Annotated in this window: 16 protein-coding genes and 1 riboswitch; of the genes, 15 read left to right on the forward strand and 1 reads right to left on the reverse strand. The window is 49.2% G+C overall.

Features of this window, described 5'->3' with window-relative positions:
* The first annotated feature begins 11 nt into the window (after nt 1-11).
* The 7 genes from C772_RS07390 to C772_RS07420 all read left to right on the forward strand — a co-directional run bounded on the left by C772_RS07390 (nt 12) and on the right by C772_RS07420 (nt 7,530).
* On the forward strand, nt 12-1,220 hold the full coding sequence (locus C772_RS07390; protein ID WP_008298743.1) for an NAD(P)-dependent malic enzyme: 1,209 nt from the start codon (nt 12-14) through the stop codon (nt 1,218-1,220).
* Entirely contained in the window at nt 1,217-2,614 is a 1,398-nt protein-coding gene (gene aspA, locus C772_RS07395) for an aspartate ammonia-lyase (protein ID WP_008298744.1), read from the forward strand. Before C772_RS07390 ends, aspA begins: the two co-directional genes overlap by 4 nt.
* 322 nt (nt 2,615-2,936) lie before the next feature.
* A complete protein-coding gene (locus C772_RS07400; RefSeq protein ID WP_008298745.1) occupies nt 2,937-4,028 on the forward strand; it encodes a DmpA family aminopeptidase in 1,092 nt (363 codons plus the stop codon).
* A gap of 15 nt (nt 4,029-4,043) precedes the next feature.
* Nucleotides 4,044-5,552, forward strand: coding sequence for a sodium:solute symporter family transporter (locus C772_RS07405; protein WP_008298746.1), 1,509 nt, complete (start codon nt 4,044-4,046; stop codon nt 5,550-5,552).
* Entirely contained in the window at nt 5,553-5,732 is a 180-nt protein-coding gene (locus C772_RS07410) for a hypothetical protein (protein ID WP_008298747.1), read from the forward strand.
* 218 nt (nt 5,733-5,950) lie between these two features.
* Nucleotides 5,951-7,054, forward strand: a complete 1,104-nt coding sequence (locus C772_RS07415) for a hypothetical protein (protein WP_008298749.1) — start codon at nt 5,951-5,953, stop codon at nt 7,052-7,054.
* Nucleotides 7,055-7,086: 32 nt separating this feature from the next.
* Nucleotides 7,087-7,530 carry a DUF4209 domain-containing protein gene (locus C772_RS07420; RefSeq protein ID WP_152419727.1) on the forward strand — a complete coding sequence of 148 codons (444 nt, stop codon included), beginning with the start codon at nt 7,087-7,089 and terminating at the stop codon, nt 7,528-7,530.
* Nucleotides 7,531-7,947: 417 nt separating this feature from the next.
* Nucleotides 7,948-8,054: riboswitch (SAM riboswitch) on the forward strand.
* Nucleotides 8,055-8,101: 47 nt separating this feature from the next.
* Here the strand turns inward: C772_RS07420 and C772_RS07425 are convergent.
* Nucleotides 8,102-8,995 carry a LysR family transcriptional regulator gene (locus C772_RS07425; protein ID WP_008298751.1) on the reverse strand — a complete coding sequence of 298 codons (894 nt, stop codon included), beginning with the start codon at nt 8,993-8,995 and terminating at the stop codon, nt 8,102-8,104.
* Nucleotides 8,996-9,142: 147 nt separating this feature from the next.
* On the opposite strand from C772_RS07425, the gene C772_RS07430 reads away from it, so the two are divergent.
* From C772_RS07430 to C772_RS07465, 8 genes are all read left to right on the forward strand, one after another.
* Nucleotides 9,143-10,699 (forward strand): long-chain-fatty-acid--CoA ligase, encoded by a 1,557-nt coding sequence (locus C772_RS07430; RefSeq protein WP_008298753.1) that lies wholly within the window; start codon nt 9,143-9,145, stop codon nt 10,697-10,699.
* Between the two features lie 180 nt (nt 10,700-10,879).
* A complete protein-coding gene (locus C772_RS07435; protein ID WP_008298754.1) occupies nt 10,880-11,659 on the forward strand; it encodes an enoyl-CoA hydratase/isomerase family protein in 780 nt (259 codons plus the stop codon).
* A 13-nt stretch (nt 11,660-11,672) separates the two neighbouring features.
* Nucleotides 11,673-12,731 (forward strand): TRAP transporter substrate-binding protein DctP, encoded by a 1,059-nt coding sequence (gene dctP / locus C772_RS07440; protein ID WP_008298755.1) that lies wholly within the window; start codon nt 11,673-11,675, stop codon nt 12,729-12,731.
* A 36-nt stretch (nt 12,732-12,767) separates the two neighbouring features.
* The gene (locus C772_RS07445) at nt 12,768-13,244 is read left to right on the forward strand and encodes a TRAP transporter small permease (RefSeq protein WP_008298756.1); all 477 of its coding nucleotides are present in this window, start codon (nt 12,768-12,770) and stop codon (nt 13,242-13,244) included.
* A complete protein-coding gene (locus C772_RS07450; protein WP_008298757.1) occupies nt 13,234-14,544 on the forward strand; it encodes a TRAP transporter large permease in 1,311 nt (436 codons plus the stop codon). The genes C772_RS07445 and C772_RS07450 overlap by 11 nt, the downstream gene beginning before the upstream one ends.
* 267 nt (nt 14,545-14,811) lie before the next feature.
* Nucleotides 14,812-15,300: a hypothetical protein gene (locus C772_RS07455; protein ID WP_008298758.1), complete on the forward strand. Its 489-nt coding sequence runs from the start codon at nt 14,812-14,814 to the stop codon at nt 15,298-15,300.
* Nucleotides 15,301-15,326: 26 nt separating this feature from the next.
* A complete protein-coding gene (locus tag C772_RS07460) occupies nt 15,327-15,674 on the forward strand; it encodes a hypothetical protein (RefSeq protein ID WP_008298759.1) in 348 nt (115 codons plus the stop codon).
* A 320-nt stretch (nt 15,675-15,994) separates the two neighbouring features.
* Nucleotides 15,995-17,188: an iron-containing alcohol dehydrogenase gene (locus C772_RS07465; RefSeq protein ID WP_008298760.1), complete on the forward strand. Its 1,194-nt coding sequence runs from the start codon at nt 15,995-15,997 to the stop codon at nt 17,186-17,188.
* Nucleotides 17,189-17,688: the final 500 nt, after the last annotated feature.

A 17,688-nucleotide genomic window follows, 5' to 3' on the forward strand; every position in this document is an offset into this window, starting at 1 on the left:
GGAGGAATAGAATGAGCCAATATCAGGAAGCAATCGATCTCCATGAGCAGTGGCAGGGAAAACTCTCTGTCACAGTCAAGCCGGAAATCAATAATATGAATGACTTGAGTCTAGCGTATTCCCCTGGTGTTGCGGGTCCGTGCATCGAAATTGCAGCGCGGAAAGAAGACGTCTATCGGTATACATCCAAAGGAAATCTGGTGGCTGTCATAAGTAACGGCACAGCTGTACTGGGGCTTGGCAACATTGGTCCGGAGGCTTCCCTGCCTGTCATGGAGGGCAAGTCGGCGCTGTTCAAACGATTTGCTGATATCAACTCCGTACCGTTGATTCTGGATGCCGCGAATCCTGAGGTTTTTATCCAGACCGTCAAAGCCATTGCGCCGTCATTTGGGGGAATCAACCTGGAAGACATTGCTGCACCGGAGTGTTTCTATATTGAAGAGTCGCTAAAGCAAGCGTTGGATATTCCTGTTTTTCATGACGATCAGCACGGCACTGCAATCGTTGTAGTGGCTGCTCTTATTAATGCCGGGCGCCTGGTTAACCGAAATATAAGTGAAATGAGAGTAGTCATAAATGGAGCGGGTTCAGCGGGGATTGCAATAGTGAAGTTGCTGAATGAATTCGGGGTCAGAAACGTCATTATGTGCGATACGGCTGGTGCCATCTATGAAGGAAGGCCAGAACGCATGAACTCGGTTAAGGAAGAAGTCGCCCGTTTCACGAATCCTGAACTGGCCAAGGGTGATCTCATAGACGTTCTTAAAGGCGCGGATGTGTTCATAGGAGTTTCTTCCGGCGGTGCATTAACTTCAGAAATGGTCGCCGGAATGAATGAAGATCCCATTGTATTCGCCATGGCCAATCCAGTGCCGGAGATTATGCCGGAAGAAGCGAAGGCCGCCGGTGTACGAATCATCGGGACGGGCCGCTCAGACTATCCAAATCAAATTAATAATGTATTGGCGTTTCCTGGTGTGTTTAGGGGGGCTTTATTAGCACGTGCGAGCAAGATCAATGAAGAAATGAAAAAAGCAGCGGCGACAGCAATCGCTGGCCTGATCAGTGATAAGGAACTGCGCCCAGACTATATAATCCCCAATCCGTTTGATGAAAGAGTCGTTAAACAAGTGGCTAAGCGTGTAAGTGAGGCCGCTTATCAATCGGGAGCGGCAAAAAAGAATCGTTCTAATGAAGAAAAGATGATTCTGCGATGACGGATAAACAGGTACGTATAGAAAGGGATTTTCTCGGATCCATCGAAATTGATGATCGCTCATATTATGGAATTCAAACATTGCGAGCGGTGGAGAACTTTCCGATTACAGGTTATTCAATTCATCCGGAACTAATCCGTGCATTAGGGATGATTAAAAAGGCTTCGGCACTGGCCAACAGGAAAACAGGTCGTTTGGAAAATGGAATCGCAGCGGCTATCTGCATCGCTTCCGATGAAGTCATCGAGGGACAGTTAACAAGTCAGTTTATTGTAGATCCAATTCAGGGAGGTGCAGGCACCTCCATTAACATGAATGCCAATGAAGTGATTGCCAATCGGGCACTCGAACTACTAGGTCATCAGAAGGGGAGATATTCAATAATAAGTCCGAACACACATATCAACATGTCCCAGTCAACCAACGATGTATTTCCCACGGCCATCCACCTTGCTGTCCTGCGTTTGTTGGATGGTGTAATTGAAGAGTTGGAGGGATTAGTTGGAGCTTTTTCGTCAAAAGCAATGGAGTTTGATGACGTTATTAAGATCGGGCGTACACACCTTCAGGACGCTGTGCCAATCCGATTGGGGCAAGAGTTCGGCGCTTATGCCAACGTTCTTCGCCGTGACCTGAATCGTATTCGCCGGACGCGTGAACCGCTACTATTTGTTAATCTAGGTGCGACTGCGGTTGGGACCGGGTTGAATGCAGATCCGGACTATGTAAGGTTGTCAATAAAGCACTTAGCTGAAATCAGTGGTTACCCACTTGAAACTGTGGACCATTTAGTGGATGGCACTCAGAATACGGATGGTTACACAGAAGTTTCAGCAGCCCTCAAAATCTGCATGGTCAATATCTCGAAAATCTCCAATGACCTAAGACTGATGGCTTCCGGTCCTAGAGCTGGTTTGAATGAACTTAATCTTCCACCGAGACAGCCTGGATCATCCATCATGCCCGGAAAGGTAAATCCGGTCATCCCAGAAGTGATGAACCAGATCGCCTTTCAGGTGATTGGCAATGATCATACCATCACACTAGCATCCGAAGCAGGGCAAATGGAGTTAAATGTCATGGAGCCAGTCCTGGTGTTCAACCTGCTGCAGTCGCTGTCAATTATGAAAAACGGGTTCCATGTGTTCAAAAATTACTGTATCGAGGGGATTACACCAAACGAAGACAGGATGAGGGAAAATGTGAATCAGAGCATCGGTTTGATTACGGCCATTAATCCTCATATCGGATATGAGCAATCTGCTGAGATTGCGAGAGAAGCTTTAGTAACCGGCAAGCCAATCAGAGAAATCTGTCTGGACCGAAATATCTTGGATGCAGTCGTTTTGGAACAGGTTCTGGATCCGTTTCAGATGACCGGAGCTAAGAGTTGAGGTTGTCCTTACGCCAATGAAAAATTTAAAAACATTTTAAAGCTCCCAAACCTAACCTGGGGGCTTTGTCTTAATGCGCAAGGCATAAGGTTTATCCGCTGTTCACCTTAGATTAAATATTTGTCCGAGTGCGACACCATTTTACCAAGAGGGAATGCCGATTTAATCTAGTATGAGAGACACTATGTCTATTTGAAGGATTGGACGATTTACACAACGTATAGGGACTTTTCGGCTATTAAAGTTTATAATATGGTGAATTAACGAACTGTTTTGACTTTTTGTAAGCGCTTTTATTTACAATCTTAAGGGGGAGAAGTAAGTGGATGCAAGAGAGTTGGGCATCCCGTTTGAGGGGGAACCAGGAGAGTACAATGCAATAACGGATGTGCCGGGGGTCCAAGTAGGGTATTCGACCATTATTGAAGGGGAAGGGGCACTTGAAGTCGGCAAGGGTCCTATTCGGACAGGAGTGACCGCAATCCTTCCTAGGGGCGATAATAAAACCCTTCAACCTGTGTGGGCTGGTATGTACGCACTAAACGGAAATGGGGAAATGACGGGAACCCATTGGATTCATGACGCAGGATACTTCTTAAGCCCGATCTGTATCTCTAATACTCACGCAGTCGGAACCGTTCATCATTCGGTAACGAAGTGGATGATTAACAAGTATCAGAACCAGTATCACAATGAACATTTATGGATTATGCCGGTAGTAGCAGAAACGTATGACGGTATCCTCAACGATATCAATGGCCTACATGTAAGAGAGGAGCATGTCTTCGAGGCCTTGAATACTGCGAATACCGGGAAAATTAAACAGGGTAATGTCGGCGGCGGTACAGGCATGATTTGTTATGAATTCAAGGGGGGCACAGGGACTTCTTCGCGCAAACTTGAGGTTGATGGAGAGACTTATCATGTCGGTGTCCTCGTACAGGCTAATCACGGCAAGAGGGATTGGTTGACTGTTGCAGGTGTCCCGGTAGGCAAGCATCTTACGGAAGACACTATTAACGGGAAGGAAATGGGTTCAATCATTGTTGTAATCGGTACGGATATCCCAATGCTGCCTCATCAGCTAAAGCGGATGGCTAAACGGGCCGCAATAGGGATCGGTCGTTCCGGTACTCCTGGGGGAAATGATTCCGGTGATATCTTCCTGGCTTTTTCTACAGCGAATGAGATGGAAATCCCTCATAAAGAGAAAACTCGTCTGAACATGGAATGTATCAATGATGAATGCTTTGATCCGATTTATGAGCAGACAGTACATGCAGTGGATGAAGCCATTATCAATGCGATGGTATCTGCAGAAGATATGACGACATTGAAACCGGAAGGAAAAGTTGTTAAAGCAATTAATCATAATGACTTGGTTGGTGTCCTAAGAGAATATAAGCGGATCTAATAAGGGGGATCTTCGATGACGGGGCAATTAACAGGATATTTAATTCTACTTGTTTTTGCAGTTATTCTGATTGGCATTTCAGCTTTAATCAATAAGAATAACAAACTGAACCGAGTCGATGAATTGCTGACGGCAGGGCGCGGAATTCCGTTTGGTTTCATTGCAGCAAGTGTATTTGTTGCTTGGGTTTGGGCTGGTTCCCTTATGGGTGCGGGGGAAGCTGGAATTTGGTACGGCGTAAGCGGAGGATTCAATTATGCATGGGGTGCAGCGCTTCCGTTCCTATTGTTCATCCCAATCGCGCTACGGATCCGTAAAATCATGCCTAAGTCCACAACGTTCATAGAGTTTATTAGAGAGCGATTTGGTGCTAGGCTAGCCAATACATTCCTGGTTTTTGGTATCTGTTTGGTTCTCTATGTTTGTGTGATGCAGGCGGTCGGGATTGCATATGCATTTGAATACACATTCGGACTCAACTTTAAGATCACGGCATTCCTCGCCTCGATGCTCTTCGCCAGTTTTATTGCCATCGCAGGACTTCGGGGTTCCATCTATAACTCAGTGTTCCAGTTCTTCGTCATTATGCTAGTTGTTTTTGTTACTGTTCCATTTATCGTGAAAGAGCTCGGAGTCGCACACATCTTTGAATCGTTAAATATCATTGCTACCGATGCGTCACACCCTGAACATAATGCTGATGCACTAAACTTCTTCAGTACAGCTGGACTCCGGTACGGACTGTCTGCGGTCGTGATTGCAATGGGGCAAGTATTGCTGAGCCAGAGCTACTACTCAACTGCTGCTTCAGCTAAAAGTACCAAGAGCCTGTTTTGGGCATACCTGATTGGTACAGTGGTTGCGTGGATGCCGATTCCCATCATTTTCGGCAATGTTGTCGGTGGGGGGTTCCATGCCCTTGGCCTTACTTCGGGCGACGTTCCGGTTGATAGTGGAGCAGCACCGTACATCTTCCAACTGGTTCTCGGTGATTTCGGGGCAGTTGCATTCGTCATCCTGATCTTAATGACGGGAATTACAACAGGCGGAAACGGATTGGCCGGGCTTCAGGCAATGTTTACACTCGATCTATATAAGCGTTACATCCGTCGTGATGCAACGGAGGAACAGCAGACAAAGTTTGGCCGAATGATTATTCTCGTCGCGGGAGCAGTGATCGGCTTTGCTGCTACATTCCTGGATGGAGTTTCTCTTCTCATGATCGATATCTTCAGTGGTATTCTTTTCGCAGCTCCTGCTGCAGCTCTGATTCTCGGTCTCTGGCTGGATAAAATCAACAGCAAGGTCGCATTTGCATCAATTATCATCGGTTTGGGTTCCGGTCTTGCAGCATTCGCCCTAATCTCCGATGATGAACTGAATTGGTTCGTCGGAAATATGTTTTCCCTCATACTGCCGTTTATCGTGCTGCTTGTGTCGATTCCCTTTACGAAAGAGCGCTTCGATTACAATGTGCTCAGTAACTATGAACCGTCCCATGACCTAGGAAAAGGAGGAGCTTAAATGTCATTAGAAACATTCTCGTTCTTTTACTACTTCGTCTTTATCTGGGGTGGTGCCGGAATGCTGTTCATTGCTGTAGTCCTGATTAGAGAGATGTTGCAAATGGGCAAAAAAGCAGATGACATGGAAGCTGAATTGAGTAAGGCGAAAGCAATTGGGTCGGAGGAATCTACGATATAGGGATTTGGCAAAATTATATTTAATGAGCTAAATATATGACCCTCTTCCCGAACTTTGGGGAGAGTTTTTTCTTGATAAAGAATTAATATAGTAACACAATAAAAGGAGACAACTCCTTTAAAAACCACAATGTCCCATTACCTTAGAAACCTAAACATTCGTTGTAAGGTTTAATAGAGGGAAAATGACCATATAATTTATGGATAGCGGGTGATATAATGGATGAATTTATTGAGTATTTGGAAACGAACATCACTAATCTTCGTTTAGTAAGGGCTCATGAATTTCAAAATCATGCTAATTATAATTACGAAATGTTTGCCTTAAAACATCAAATTAGTACAGACGGTTGTGAACTAAGAAAACCAATTCTACAGTCCGTTGAAAACTATGGAGAATGGCTTGGTTATATTGAAGAAAGGGCTCTATCAACTACTAATTCTGTGTTGCGTTCTCGCTATAACGATATTCTGTGGGTGTACAGAAAAGAGGGATCGGCACAATCAATTAGGGTGGGCAATGTTAAAGATAAGTGTGAGTTAGCAATTTCAGACTATATAGAATTAGCGAAGTCGAGACTATTAAGAATTGAGGATGATAAACATCTGTTGTATAACCTTACAACATATTTATTTAGACCTTGGTGTTTAACCAAGCAAATAAATAGCGCTAAGAAGGATAGTTTAATTCAAATAATGATTGATGTTGAGGCCACAATTGAAGAGGATGGAAAAATAGGATTATGGGGCTTCTCATATGAAAATTTAATAAAAAATACTTCTGTTACTTTGTCAGATGAACAAAAAAGAGAAGTGATACAACTAATAGATAGAAGAGTTAATCGGCTAGACCTAAGAGAGTTTCATCCATTAATGCATGGAGTGACTAAGTTACTTGAATATTATAGGGATGACCCAAAGAAGCAGTTGGAGTACCTTGACATTTTAGAAAAGAGCGCTGAATTGGGGGATGAAATGCCTTTTCGTACCCAGTACCGCTATGAACAACTCATAAAGTTATATCATAAGTACGATTTCAAGGAAAGAAAAGAAATGGCATTAATTAATTATCAAAAGCATGGCAAGGAGATAGTTAAGAATCTAGCCAAAATCGAAAGAGGAACGGAAATTAGTCGTGATACGCATCAGACTCTCTTAAATTTGTTATATAACGAAGATCATCAAAAACATTTGATGAATATTACATACAATTTCTTTAGAAATAACAGAAAAGAAGCAGAAAGGCTAAAAAGTAAAGAAGAGAGAATGTCCTATATCAAAACTATAACCTCCAATGGCAATGCAAATTGCAATTTTTGTTAATTTCACTTGCGGATTTTGCCGCGAAACATGAAATGAAAGATAGTAAGAGATGGGATGAAATATTATATGACGATCTCTTATACAAAGGCCAACAACAAATATTTTCGAGAATAACAAATGCCTTTGTAAAAGAGGATCATATCTCTATGTGCTATCTATCTATACCTGTCATTGAAAATGCTCTTAGAAATTTATTGTTCTTATGTGATCGATCTATTTATGAAGAAAGTAAAGAGGATGCATATGAAAATGTTAAGTTAACACGAATTCTAAAAACATTAGAAGAGTATTTGGATGAAGACATAATTTTTATACTTAGATTTATTCTTAATGAAAAGGCAGGGTTAAATCTAAGAAATAGACTTGCTCATGGGCTTATAAATGATGCAGAAATTAATGTTGGAACTTCGACTACATTGTTTTATGTATTAATGATTTTAAGGTTTCTTGTAAATTCTTCTCATCAGAATGAGTAGAAGGATAAGAAATAGAATACTTAACATAATTGTTTGGATGATAATTCGACTGTCAATGCCAAATGTCCGTTAGTTGCTTGGGACCGAGCCGCAGGATTTGTGAAAAGCGAGCAGATCACTTCAAAGAATTTTTGGAGAACAGCTTTATGGACGCCAAGGAAGAGTGGGAGGATTAATTACTATTCATATATTGTTAGGGACTGCTGTATTCACTGTAAGCATTCGATAGCGTTAAGTATTAGCTTAAAAAATCTAATCTGAACAAAAATAGGAAGTGAGATGGTTCTAAAGGTAGGAGGGCAGGCTGGGACTTAAGGATAAAGAATTTTATCCAGTCTGGACCTCATTGACCCATCTACTTTAAGGTGTTAAACTACTAAATAGTTTGACTAACTAACAACTTAAAATATTATATACTTCTTATCCAGAGCGGCGGAGGGACTGGCCCGACGATGCCCGGCAACCGGCAGGCGAAAGCTTGTATCGGTGCTAATTCCTGTGGGAGTGATCCCAGAAGATGAGAAGAGTCCGCCGATATCATCGCCACGCACTCTTCTTATGAGTGCGTTTTTTATTTGTCCGGGTCTTGGATAAAAGCTTTCGCCGCTTGGGCGAATCGTTCTGCGAGGGGAGAGGCATCCTGCCGGTTCCACGCCAGATACAGGCTGATGGCGTCATCTGCACTTTCAATTTCCCTGTAGACTATCTCATCTCTTTGGGTCTCGGCAGCGGCGGTCGACACGATGGAAATGCCGATGTCGGCGGCGACGAGGGAGAGGATGGTCGTGACGCCTTCCGCTTCCTGGCGGATGTCGGGGCTGATGCCGGCCCGGTTGCAGAGGGCGATGATCTGGTCGAAGTAGCCGGATTCTTCACCCCTTGGCGGCAAGATGAACGGTTCGCCTTTCAGTTCGGACAGCCTTATCGGAGAGGGGTCGCCGGCGAGCGGATGGGAGGACGGCAGGGCGACGACGAACGGATAATCGTACAGGTGGAAGAATCCGAGCGCGTCCCCGTCGATCGGCGGGCAAAGGAATCCGATGTCGATTCGGCGTTCGGCCAATGCTTCGTTCTGCATGGCGCTCGACATCCGGTGAAGGATAAGCTCGACGTCCGGATGCCGGTCCTTGAACGAGCGGAGGATCCGGATAATGCCACTGCTCAGCATCCCTGTATAGCCAACGGCGAGCTTGCCCGCTTCACCGTTATAAATCTTCCGGGCCTGGTTGGTCGCCCGCTCAAGATTGCCCATGATGGCCTTGGCCTCGCGGAAGAGATGTTCGCCTGCGGGGGTGAGCCTGACGGAGCGGTTCGTCCGGTAGAAAAGCTGCGCACCGATTTCTTCTTCCAGCTGGGCAATCTGTTGGGAAAGCGGCGGCTGGCTCATATTCAGTTCCTTGGCGGCGCGGCCGAAGTGCAGGTGTTCGGCGACGGCGATAAAGTACCTCAGATGTCTCAGTTCCATGGCGTTTTCCTCCGGTGGCAGTTAATGGCTGATTGATAGCCGGTGCGTATTATTTCATCTTCAATACATATTAGCCCGACTGAAGTCTTAATGGTAGTGTAATTCAAAAGATTTAATGTCGGAATATTTATATAGGGAGGAAGGACAATGTTTGCTCCTGCAAATGATTTTAATACATTCCTTAGAAACCGATTTACCACACACGGAAAAAGAATCGCCCTTCATGCGGACGGAAAGTCGATCAATTATGAGGAACTACTTGCGGAATCCAGCCGACTGGCGAATGCGTTCATCCGCGCGGGCATCCGCCGGAATACGCGCATCGGAATGCTTATCCCGAACAGCATTGAATACGTAGTCACTGAGCTTGCCGTCTATTTTTCCGGCGGGACGAAGGTCGCGCTCAACACGATGCTGCGGGAAACGGACATCGAGTACATCCTGAATGACTCGAGTGCGGAGATCATGGTCGTGGACCACCAGTACCTGCCGATCATCGAGAATGTGAAGGACAAGCTCACGACGGTGCGCCAGATTGTCGTCCTGAACGGCCCGGCAGACCAGCCGGAAGAGTATGTGGACTGGCATGCGTTCAAGAACAGCGAGTCCGCGGAATTCCCTGAAGCGGGCAACGATCCGGACGACATGACGACGATCCAGTACACGGGCGGGACGACGGGAGAGCCGAAGGGCGTCATCTATACACGCGAACGGACGCTGCTCACGCTGTCATCGATCATCATCGATGCGGACGTGCATCACGACGAGAAGATCCTGGTCACGACACCGCTCCCGCACGCGGCCTGGCTGTATACGTATTCCGGGCTGATCATGGGGGCGCAGGTCTTTATTGAAGAAAAGTTCGATCTAGAGAAGGTTGTCCACCATATCGAAGAGAACAGGATCACGTTCCTGAGCCTGGTGCCGACGATCATCTACCGCCTGTTGGATTACCTGGAGGGCAAGGACATCGACGTCAGCTCGATCCGCACGATTCAGTACGGCACCGCCCCGATTACCGCGGAGCGGCTCAAGCAGGGACTGGAGCGGTTCGGTCCCGTCTTCACCCAGATCTACGGGCTGAGCGAAACGCAGAGCGCTGCGACTTGGCTGAGAAAAGATGACCACCTGAAGGGCGGCAAACTGCTCCGGAGCTGCGGCAAGCCCGCGTACTTCAGTGCGGTGAAGATCGTCGATGACGAGGGGAATGAAGTGCCGGCAGGAGAGCCGGGCGAGATCCTAGTCAAGGCGGTTACGAACATGACCGGCTACCTGAACAAGCCGGAAAAAACTCGGGAAGCGCTCACGGAAGACGGCTGGCTCCATACAGGCGACGTCGGCTCGAAGGACGAGGAAGGCTACATCTATCTGCTTGACCGCAAAAAAGACATGATCATCAGCGGCGGCATGAACGTCTACTCGTCGGAAGTCGAAAACGCCCTCCAGCTGCACCCGTCCATCCGCCAGGTCGCCGTCATCGGCGTACCGGACGAAGACTGGGGCGAAGCGGTCCATGCATTCGTCATCCTGAAGGACCACATCACCGACGAAGAACTCGTCCGCTTCTCCAAAGACAACATGTCCAAATATAAAGTGCCGAAAGCCTTCCACATTGTCGACGAATTCCCGCTCACGAACTACGGCAAAATCGACAAAAAAGCACTGCGTGAACCGTTCTGGAAAGTTAAAGAGAGGCAGATCTGAGTTTGACTGTGAGGTTGATTGCAGTGGAAGGCCCGAGACTCCTGCGGGAATAGCCGGACAGGCGAGACCTGCATGGCGTAGCCGCAGGGCTCGGCGCCGGCCCGCGGAAAGCGAGGGCCTGAAACGGAAATCAACAAGCTCTATATAACAGCGCTTAATCAGAGAAAAGGGGGAGACCAAATGTTCAACTACGAAACCATCCAAGTCAACGACGAAAAGCCCGTGCTGCGGGTGAACCTGAACCGTCCGGAAAAAGCCAACGCCATGAACGCGCAGATGAACCAAGAACTCGACGACGTCATCACACGCGTCCGGCAGAATCACGACTACCGGGTCATCGTCTTCACCGGAAACGGCCGCGTGTTCTCGGCCGGCGCGGACATGAAAGAAATGAGCGGCATCCTGAAAGACAACCCAACCGACACCACCTGGATCCGCGAAGACCAGCTGCAGCGCCATGAGTTCCTGCACAAGTTCGACACACTCGACCAGATCACCGTTGCCGCGATCAACGGCCCGATGCGTGGCGCCGGCATGGCGCTCGCGATGGTGTGCGACTTCCGCATCATGGCGGAGGAAGCGGACGGCGGCCTGCCGGAAATCGAACGCGGGCTGTTCTTCTCGGGAGGCGGCACGCCAAGGCTCGTGAACCTGGTAGGTCCGTTGAAGGCAAAAGAACTCATCATGCTCGGCGAGACGTTTACCGCAGAAGAAGCGGACAAGATGGGCCTTGTGAACAAGGTCGTTCCACGCGAAGAGCTGGAAGCGGCGACCGATGAACTCGTCGGCAAGCTCACGGCGAAGTCGTTCGCTCCGCTCCGCATCTCCAAGAAAATCGTCAATGCCGCCGTTCCGGCGATCGATCCGCTCCTGTATTACGACGCGGAACTCCAGGAAGCCGTCATGACGGCCGGCGGCACCGCCGACCAGATGGCCGGATTCGAAAAAGCGAAGAAATAAGGGGGAACGGAAGATGAAAAAGAGCCTCCTCGGCATCACGCTCCTCGCACTGCTTGCCGTCCTCTCCGGATGTGCTTCGGCAAGCGGGAGCGGCAAGGCGGAATATGTGTATTCATTTAATATCCAGCCGGCGGCGACGCACAAATTCCATACAGATGTCGTCGCCCCGTGGGCGGAATACGTGGAAGAACAGACGGACGGCCGCGTGAAGATCGAGATCTATAACAGCGGCGCGCTCGGCAACCTTGCAACAGCATACGAAGACATCGAAGGCGGCCTGTACGACATCGGCTACGTGAGCCCGAGTGCTTCGACAAGCACACCGGCCTATCCGCTGACGCTCGGCGACTTGCCGTTTGCGATTCTCGACCCGATGGACAGCCCGAAAGTCCTTCAGCCGTTTATCGATGAATTCATGCAGGACGAATTTGAAGATAGCATCCCGCTTGCCATCTCCGCGACGGATGCCTACCAGCTCATTACGACGGAGCCGGTTGAGACCGTGGAAGATGTGAAAAACAAGAAAGTCATCGTCTCCGGAAAAGAGCGCGTCCAACTTGTTGAGCTATGGGGCGGCGTGCCCGTGACCCTCGGCATCGAGGAAAACTACCAGGCGCTCGATCGCGGCACCGTCGACCAGACAACGTACACCGCGATCGGTGCGAACGGCTTCCGCCTGTTCGAAGCGGCGCCTTACCTGACAAAAGTCGATATCGGTGCCACAACGCTCCTGTTCCTCATGAACGAGCGGGCATTCGACAAGCTGCCGGACGACCTCCAAAAGCAGTTCGAGGAAGATTTCGGACCGAAGCTTAGCGAACTCAACTCGAAAATGTACTCCGAAGGCACTGCCGACGCCCTGGTCCAATTCGAAAAAGAAGTGGCGGACAAAGGCGGCCGTGTGATCGTGCCGGAGGGCGAAACACTCGCGGAATTCCGCGCCCCTGCAGGCCAGATCTGGGAAGACTGGGTGAAAAACGCCGAGAAGAAAGGCTATGACAATGCCCAGGAAATGATGGACTTCTTCACCGAAACGCTCGAAGAGCAAGGCATCGACAGCCCGGTCGATTAATTTCGTGAAAGATAGAAACAGAAAGAGGGGGAAAGCATGGAGCTCCTGCAGAAACCGGTCCGTCTCCTGACGAACATCAACAAATGGATCGGCCTGATCGCACTAGGTCTGATGTTCCCGGCCGTGTTCGTCTTCGCCGTCGCGCGGACGACGGGCAACCCGATCATCGGGGACATCGAACTCGTCCAGTTCGTGATGGTCGTCCTGATCATGGGCTCGCTGTCCCTCAGCGAAGCCACCAACACCCATATCTCGATCGGGCTTTTTGTGGACAAGTTCTCGCCCAGCATCCAGCGCGTGATGGATTTTATCGCTCACCTGCTCACGCTGGCGTTCTGCCTGCTCGTCTGCTGGGCATTCCTGTCCCACCTGAAAACCCAAACATCCGACCTGCTCGGAATCTCATACGTCCCGTTCAAGCTGTTCGTCATCTTCGGCTTCCTTACCTGGGGGCTCGAGGCACTGCTCAAGCTGGTGCAGGATCTGAAAGGGGAGAAGAGCGGTGCCCACTGAAATCGTTGGTCTCATCGTCATCCTTGGGGTCCTCTTCCTCATGTTCCTCCGGATCCCGATTGCGATTGCCATGGTCGTCCCGGCAGCACTCGGCATCATTTATCTCCGGGGAATCGACACGCTCCTGGCCGCCGTCAATAGCATCGTCTGGAGCCAGAGCTTCAGCTACACACTCAGCACCATCCCGCTGTTCGTTTTAATGGGGCAATTGCTGTTTGCCTCCGGCGTCACGAACAGCCTGTTTGAAACGTGCAAGCACTGGTTCGGCCACCTGAAAGGCGGCCTCGGCATCTCCACAATCGGCGCCTCCGCGCTGTTCGCAACTGCCGCAGGCTCCAGTGTCGCGACGACCGGAACGATGGGCGTCATCGCGACCGATGAAATGAGGAAAGGCGGCTACAGCAAGAGCCTGACCGGCGGCACAATCGTCGCGGGCGGCGCGCTTGGGATCCTGATCCCGCCAAGCACCACGTTCATCGTGTACGCGATGATCACCGAACAATCCGTCGGCGCGTTGTTTACCGCGGGTATCATTCCTGGGATCCTGCTCACGCTGTTCTTCATGATCACCATCTGGGCGGCTGTTCTGATCAACCCGAAGCTTGCACAGACCGAGGAAATGGAGAAATCCACGTGGAAACAGCGGTTCGCCTCGCTGCCGAGTAACCTGTTGGTCGCTTTGCTGTTTGTAGTCGTCATGGGCGGCATCTACCTCGGCTGGTTCACCGCAACGGAAGCCGCCGGCGTCGGCGCACTCGGTGCCATGCTGATAGGTGTCATTAAACGCACACTGACTTTGGAGAAACTTAAAGAAGCCATGGTCGGCACCCTGCAAACCACCGGCTTCATCTTCGCCATCATCATCGGCGCCTTTATCCTGAACTATGTATTGGTGCTGACAAGGTTCCCGAACATGCTCGCAGACGCCCTGCTGTCCGCGAACCTGTCCGACGCCATGATCTTTGCCCTGATCGTCCTGCTCTTCATCATCCTGGGCGCACTCATGGACTCCCTCGCCATGATGGTTGTCACCATCCCGATCCTCATGCCAGTCTTGGCGGCGCTGGAATTTGATTTGGTATGGTTCGGCGTCATCATCGTATTGGTCGTCGAAATGGCCCTCATCTCACCACCGATCGGCATGAACGTCTTCGTCCTGAAAGGCGTCACCAAAGAACTCGAACTCACGGATATCTTTAAGGGAGCATTCCTGTTCATGATCCCGATCTTGACGCTCATTATCTTAATCTATATCTTCCCTGAAATCGCCTTGTATCTGCCTCAGCAGATGGCAGGGTAAGGGGAGTGGAGCTACCTGGAGAGAAAACCCTCCAGGTGGCTTTTTTGTTATGGGGGTGAGTGGTTACCTTGGGGGAGTGAGTGGTTACCCTCGAATACTTACCAAGGGATACCTGAGTTCCCACCAAAGTGTATCCGGGCTCCTACCAATCCCCGCCGAATCGCCACCAACCGGGATTGAATTACCACGAATTTCTTAGAGGAGTGAATGGGGAAGAGTCGAAATCAACTGCATTAAAACGTTTAGATATACGGGGGAGGCGGTTAAATGGAGAACATGTTGAATGAAATTGAAAAAGGGTTGGAAGCAGGGTTATATCACTTGGCATTGGGAATGACATTATGTATTCCTGATATCTGTGCCGCTCTGCAATCAAATAATGGGGAGACCAAGAAAAATAAATATGTGAATTGGTATGATCAGTACGTAGGAGATAAAGTTCGTATGTCAGCCAACGATTGCTATTATTTCCGATGTGCATTCTTGCATCAGGGGAGAACTGAACACAAGGATTCGCAGTATAGGAAAATTATTTTCATTGAACCAACTTCGACATTAACTTTACACAACAATGTATTGAATGATGTTTTGAATATCGATATCCAGATTTTTTGCAGAGTAATCATTGATGCCGCGAGAAATTGGTATGAGGAACAGAAAGATACCAAAAACTATAAGAGTAATTTTGAGCACTCATTTAAAAGGCATCCTGAAGGGATGGCTCCTTATATTGTCGGTGTTCCTGTATATGGATAAGATAACTGGAAGGAGGCGAATTAATCGTGAAACGAGGAATGCGTTACTCGGACTTTCTTGAAGCGTTGGATAAGGAACAGAATTACCTTCAAAATGGGGGGACCTCTTATCGCCGGCAAACAGCAGCAATGGCAAGGGACTTGGCAAGTATTAATGATGGGCTCGCTCAGTTCTTGAACCGCCAGGAATTGGTACGTCAGGTTCGTACTGCTTATCCGTTAGCAGATGAGGAACGCATCCAAGACGTAGCTAAGATGTTGAATGTGGTGGCAAAGAACGTCTATCTGCGATCTAACGTTTCCGATGAAGCCGCCGCATATGTCCGTTCAAGGAAAGCCCGCCGAAAACCGTTAACACTGATGAAACATGAATAAAAATAAACAATAGCGCCTTACTTGAATTATTCGTATTCAAGTAAGGTTTTTATTTGCAGGTGCCGTGTCAATAACAAATACTCTCCGGGTGGTTTTTTTGTTTTGGGGGCGAGTAGTTACCTTGGGGGAATGAGTGATTACCGACGGATCCCCACCGAGGGGTATCCGAGTTCCTACCAAGCCCCTAGTGAGTTACTACGAGTACAACTGAATTCTAACCAACGTATGAATAGACAGAAAAGATGAAACACATTGACACTTCCTACTTTTGTAAGATACGCTTTTTCTACAACACCGTTCAAACAAAAGGGGGAAACATCATGAATACTAGCAAGGGGTTCCTTACACCACCGTCAATCGTCTATCTGCAGGGGGCGTTTCAGCAGGTCGGCAAGCAGGCGCTGAACTTGAAGGGGAGCAAGGCGCTGATCATCAGTGATGCCATCATGGACAAGCTTGGTTATGTGGATGAGTGCCGGAAGCTGCTTCAAAATGACGGAATTGAAAGCGCTATCTATCTGGGGGTCGCGTCTGAACCGACCGATGACTTTGTGGCTGAGGCGCTGCGCATCTTTGAAGGGGAGCGCTGTGACCTGATCATCTCCCTTGGGGGCGGGAGCTGTATTGATACGGCGAAGGCGGTGTCGATCCTGGCGACGAACGGGGGCTATATCGGGGATTACATGGGCGGCCGGAAACTGGCCGACCAGCGGCCGGTGCCGCATATCGCCATTCCGACTACAGCCGGGACCGGAGCGGAAGCGACGGACGTCACCGTGATCACGAACTCCACAACTCAGGTGAAGATGATGATCAAGCAGCCCGCGCTCATGCCGGACGCCGCGATTGTCGACCCGATGCTGACACTGTCCACGCCGGATAAAGTGACTGCCGCGACAGGCGTCGACGCCCTCAGCCATGCCGTCGAGGCTTACATCTCCAGGAAGGCGCATCCGATGACGGACATGCTGGCCCTTTCCGCCATCCGGCTGATCGCAGCCAACCTTCAGCGGGCTTACGACAACCCGGAAGACGTTGAAGCGAAAGAAGCGATGTCGCTGGCGGCACTGCAGGCGGGCATGGCCTTCTCGAACGCTTCCGTCTGCCTGGTCCACGGCATGTCCCGCCCGATCGGCGCGCTGTTCCATGTCCCGCACGGCTTCTCCAATGCCATGCTGTTGCCGGCAGTCCTGGAATACAGCAAGGTTGCCTGCGTGGATCGGCTCTCGGATATCGGCCGGATCTTCTCTCCGGATGAAGACATGACCAATGAACAAGCCGCAGAACGGACCGTTCAAGCGGTGAAAGAACTCTGTCATTCATTGAACATCCCGAACCTGAAGGAATGGGGTATCGATGAAGAGGAATTCATGAACGCCAGAGAAAAAATGGCCAAAGACGCCTTGGACAGCGGTAGCCCGTCGAACAACCCGAAGGTGCCGACGAGTGAGGAGATTATTGAGCTTTATCAGATCGTCTATAATTACCAGGCGGTTGAGCGTGTAAATCAGTAAGTGAAAGAATGGAGAGACGGGGCTGTCCAACCAAACTTGGATTCAGCCCGCCATATAGCAAACGGCACGGACGCCGGGAGACACCTGCGGGAAAAGCCGGGCTGTCGAGACCCGCTTCACGCGGGGTTCGGCGCCGGCCCGCGGTAAGCGACCAGAGTCCGTGCTGTTTGCTTTTTTTAAATTCATACTTACTTTCTGGACAACCCCGTCTTTGCGTGTGGAGGCGAGTTGTTACAGAGGACGCCTGAATGATTACGAAGCAGGGTCCAGTGATTACCTGCCACCATCAAATCGTTACCAATGGTGAGAGAGTTAGTACCAACCATTTGCTTCTGTGGTCATTAATTTTTACTCTGTCATATCTCTATCGAATCCCCACCAATACCGCCCGAATCCCTACCATTTCAAACCACTCCGAGCACTCATTTCTATTAGCTCCAATTTCACAATTAACAATAAATCTCCATTTAATCCACGCACTCGTTGAATCCCTTTCGCCA

Origin of the sequence: Bhargavaea cecembensis DSE10 (genome assembly GCF_000348905.1) — a bacterium.
Taxonomy (GTDB): domain Bacteria; phylum Bacillota; class Bacilli; order Bacillales_A; family Planococcaceae; genus Bhargavaea; species Bhargavaea cecembensis.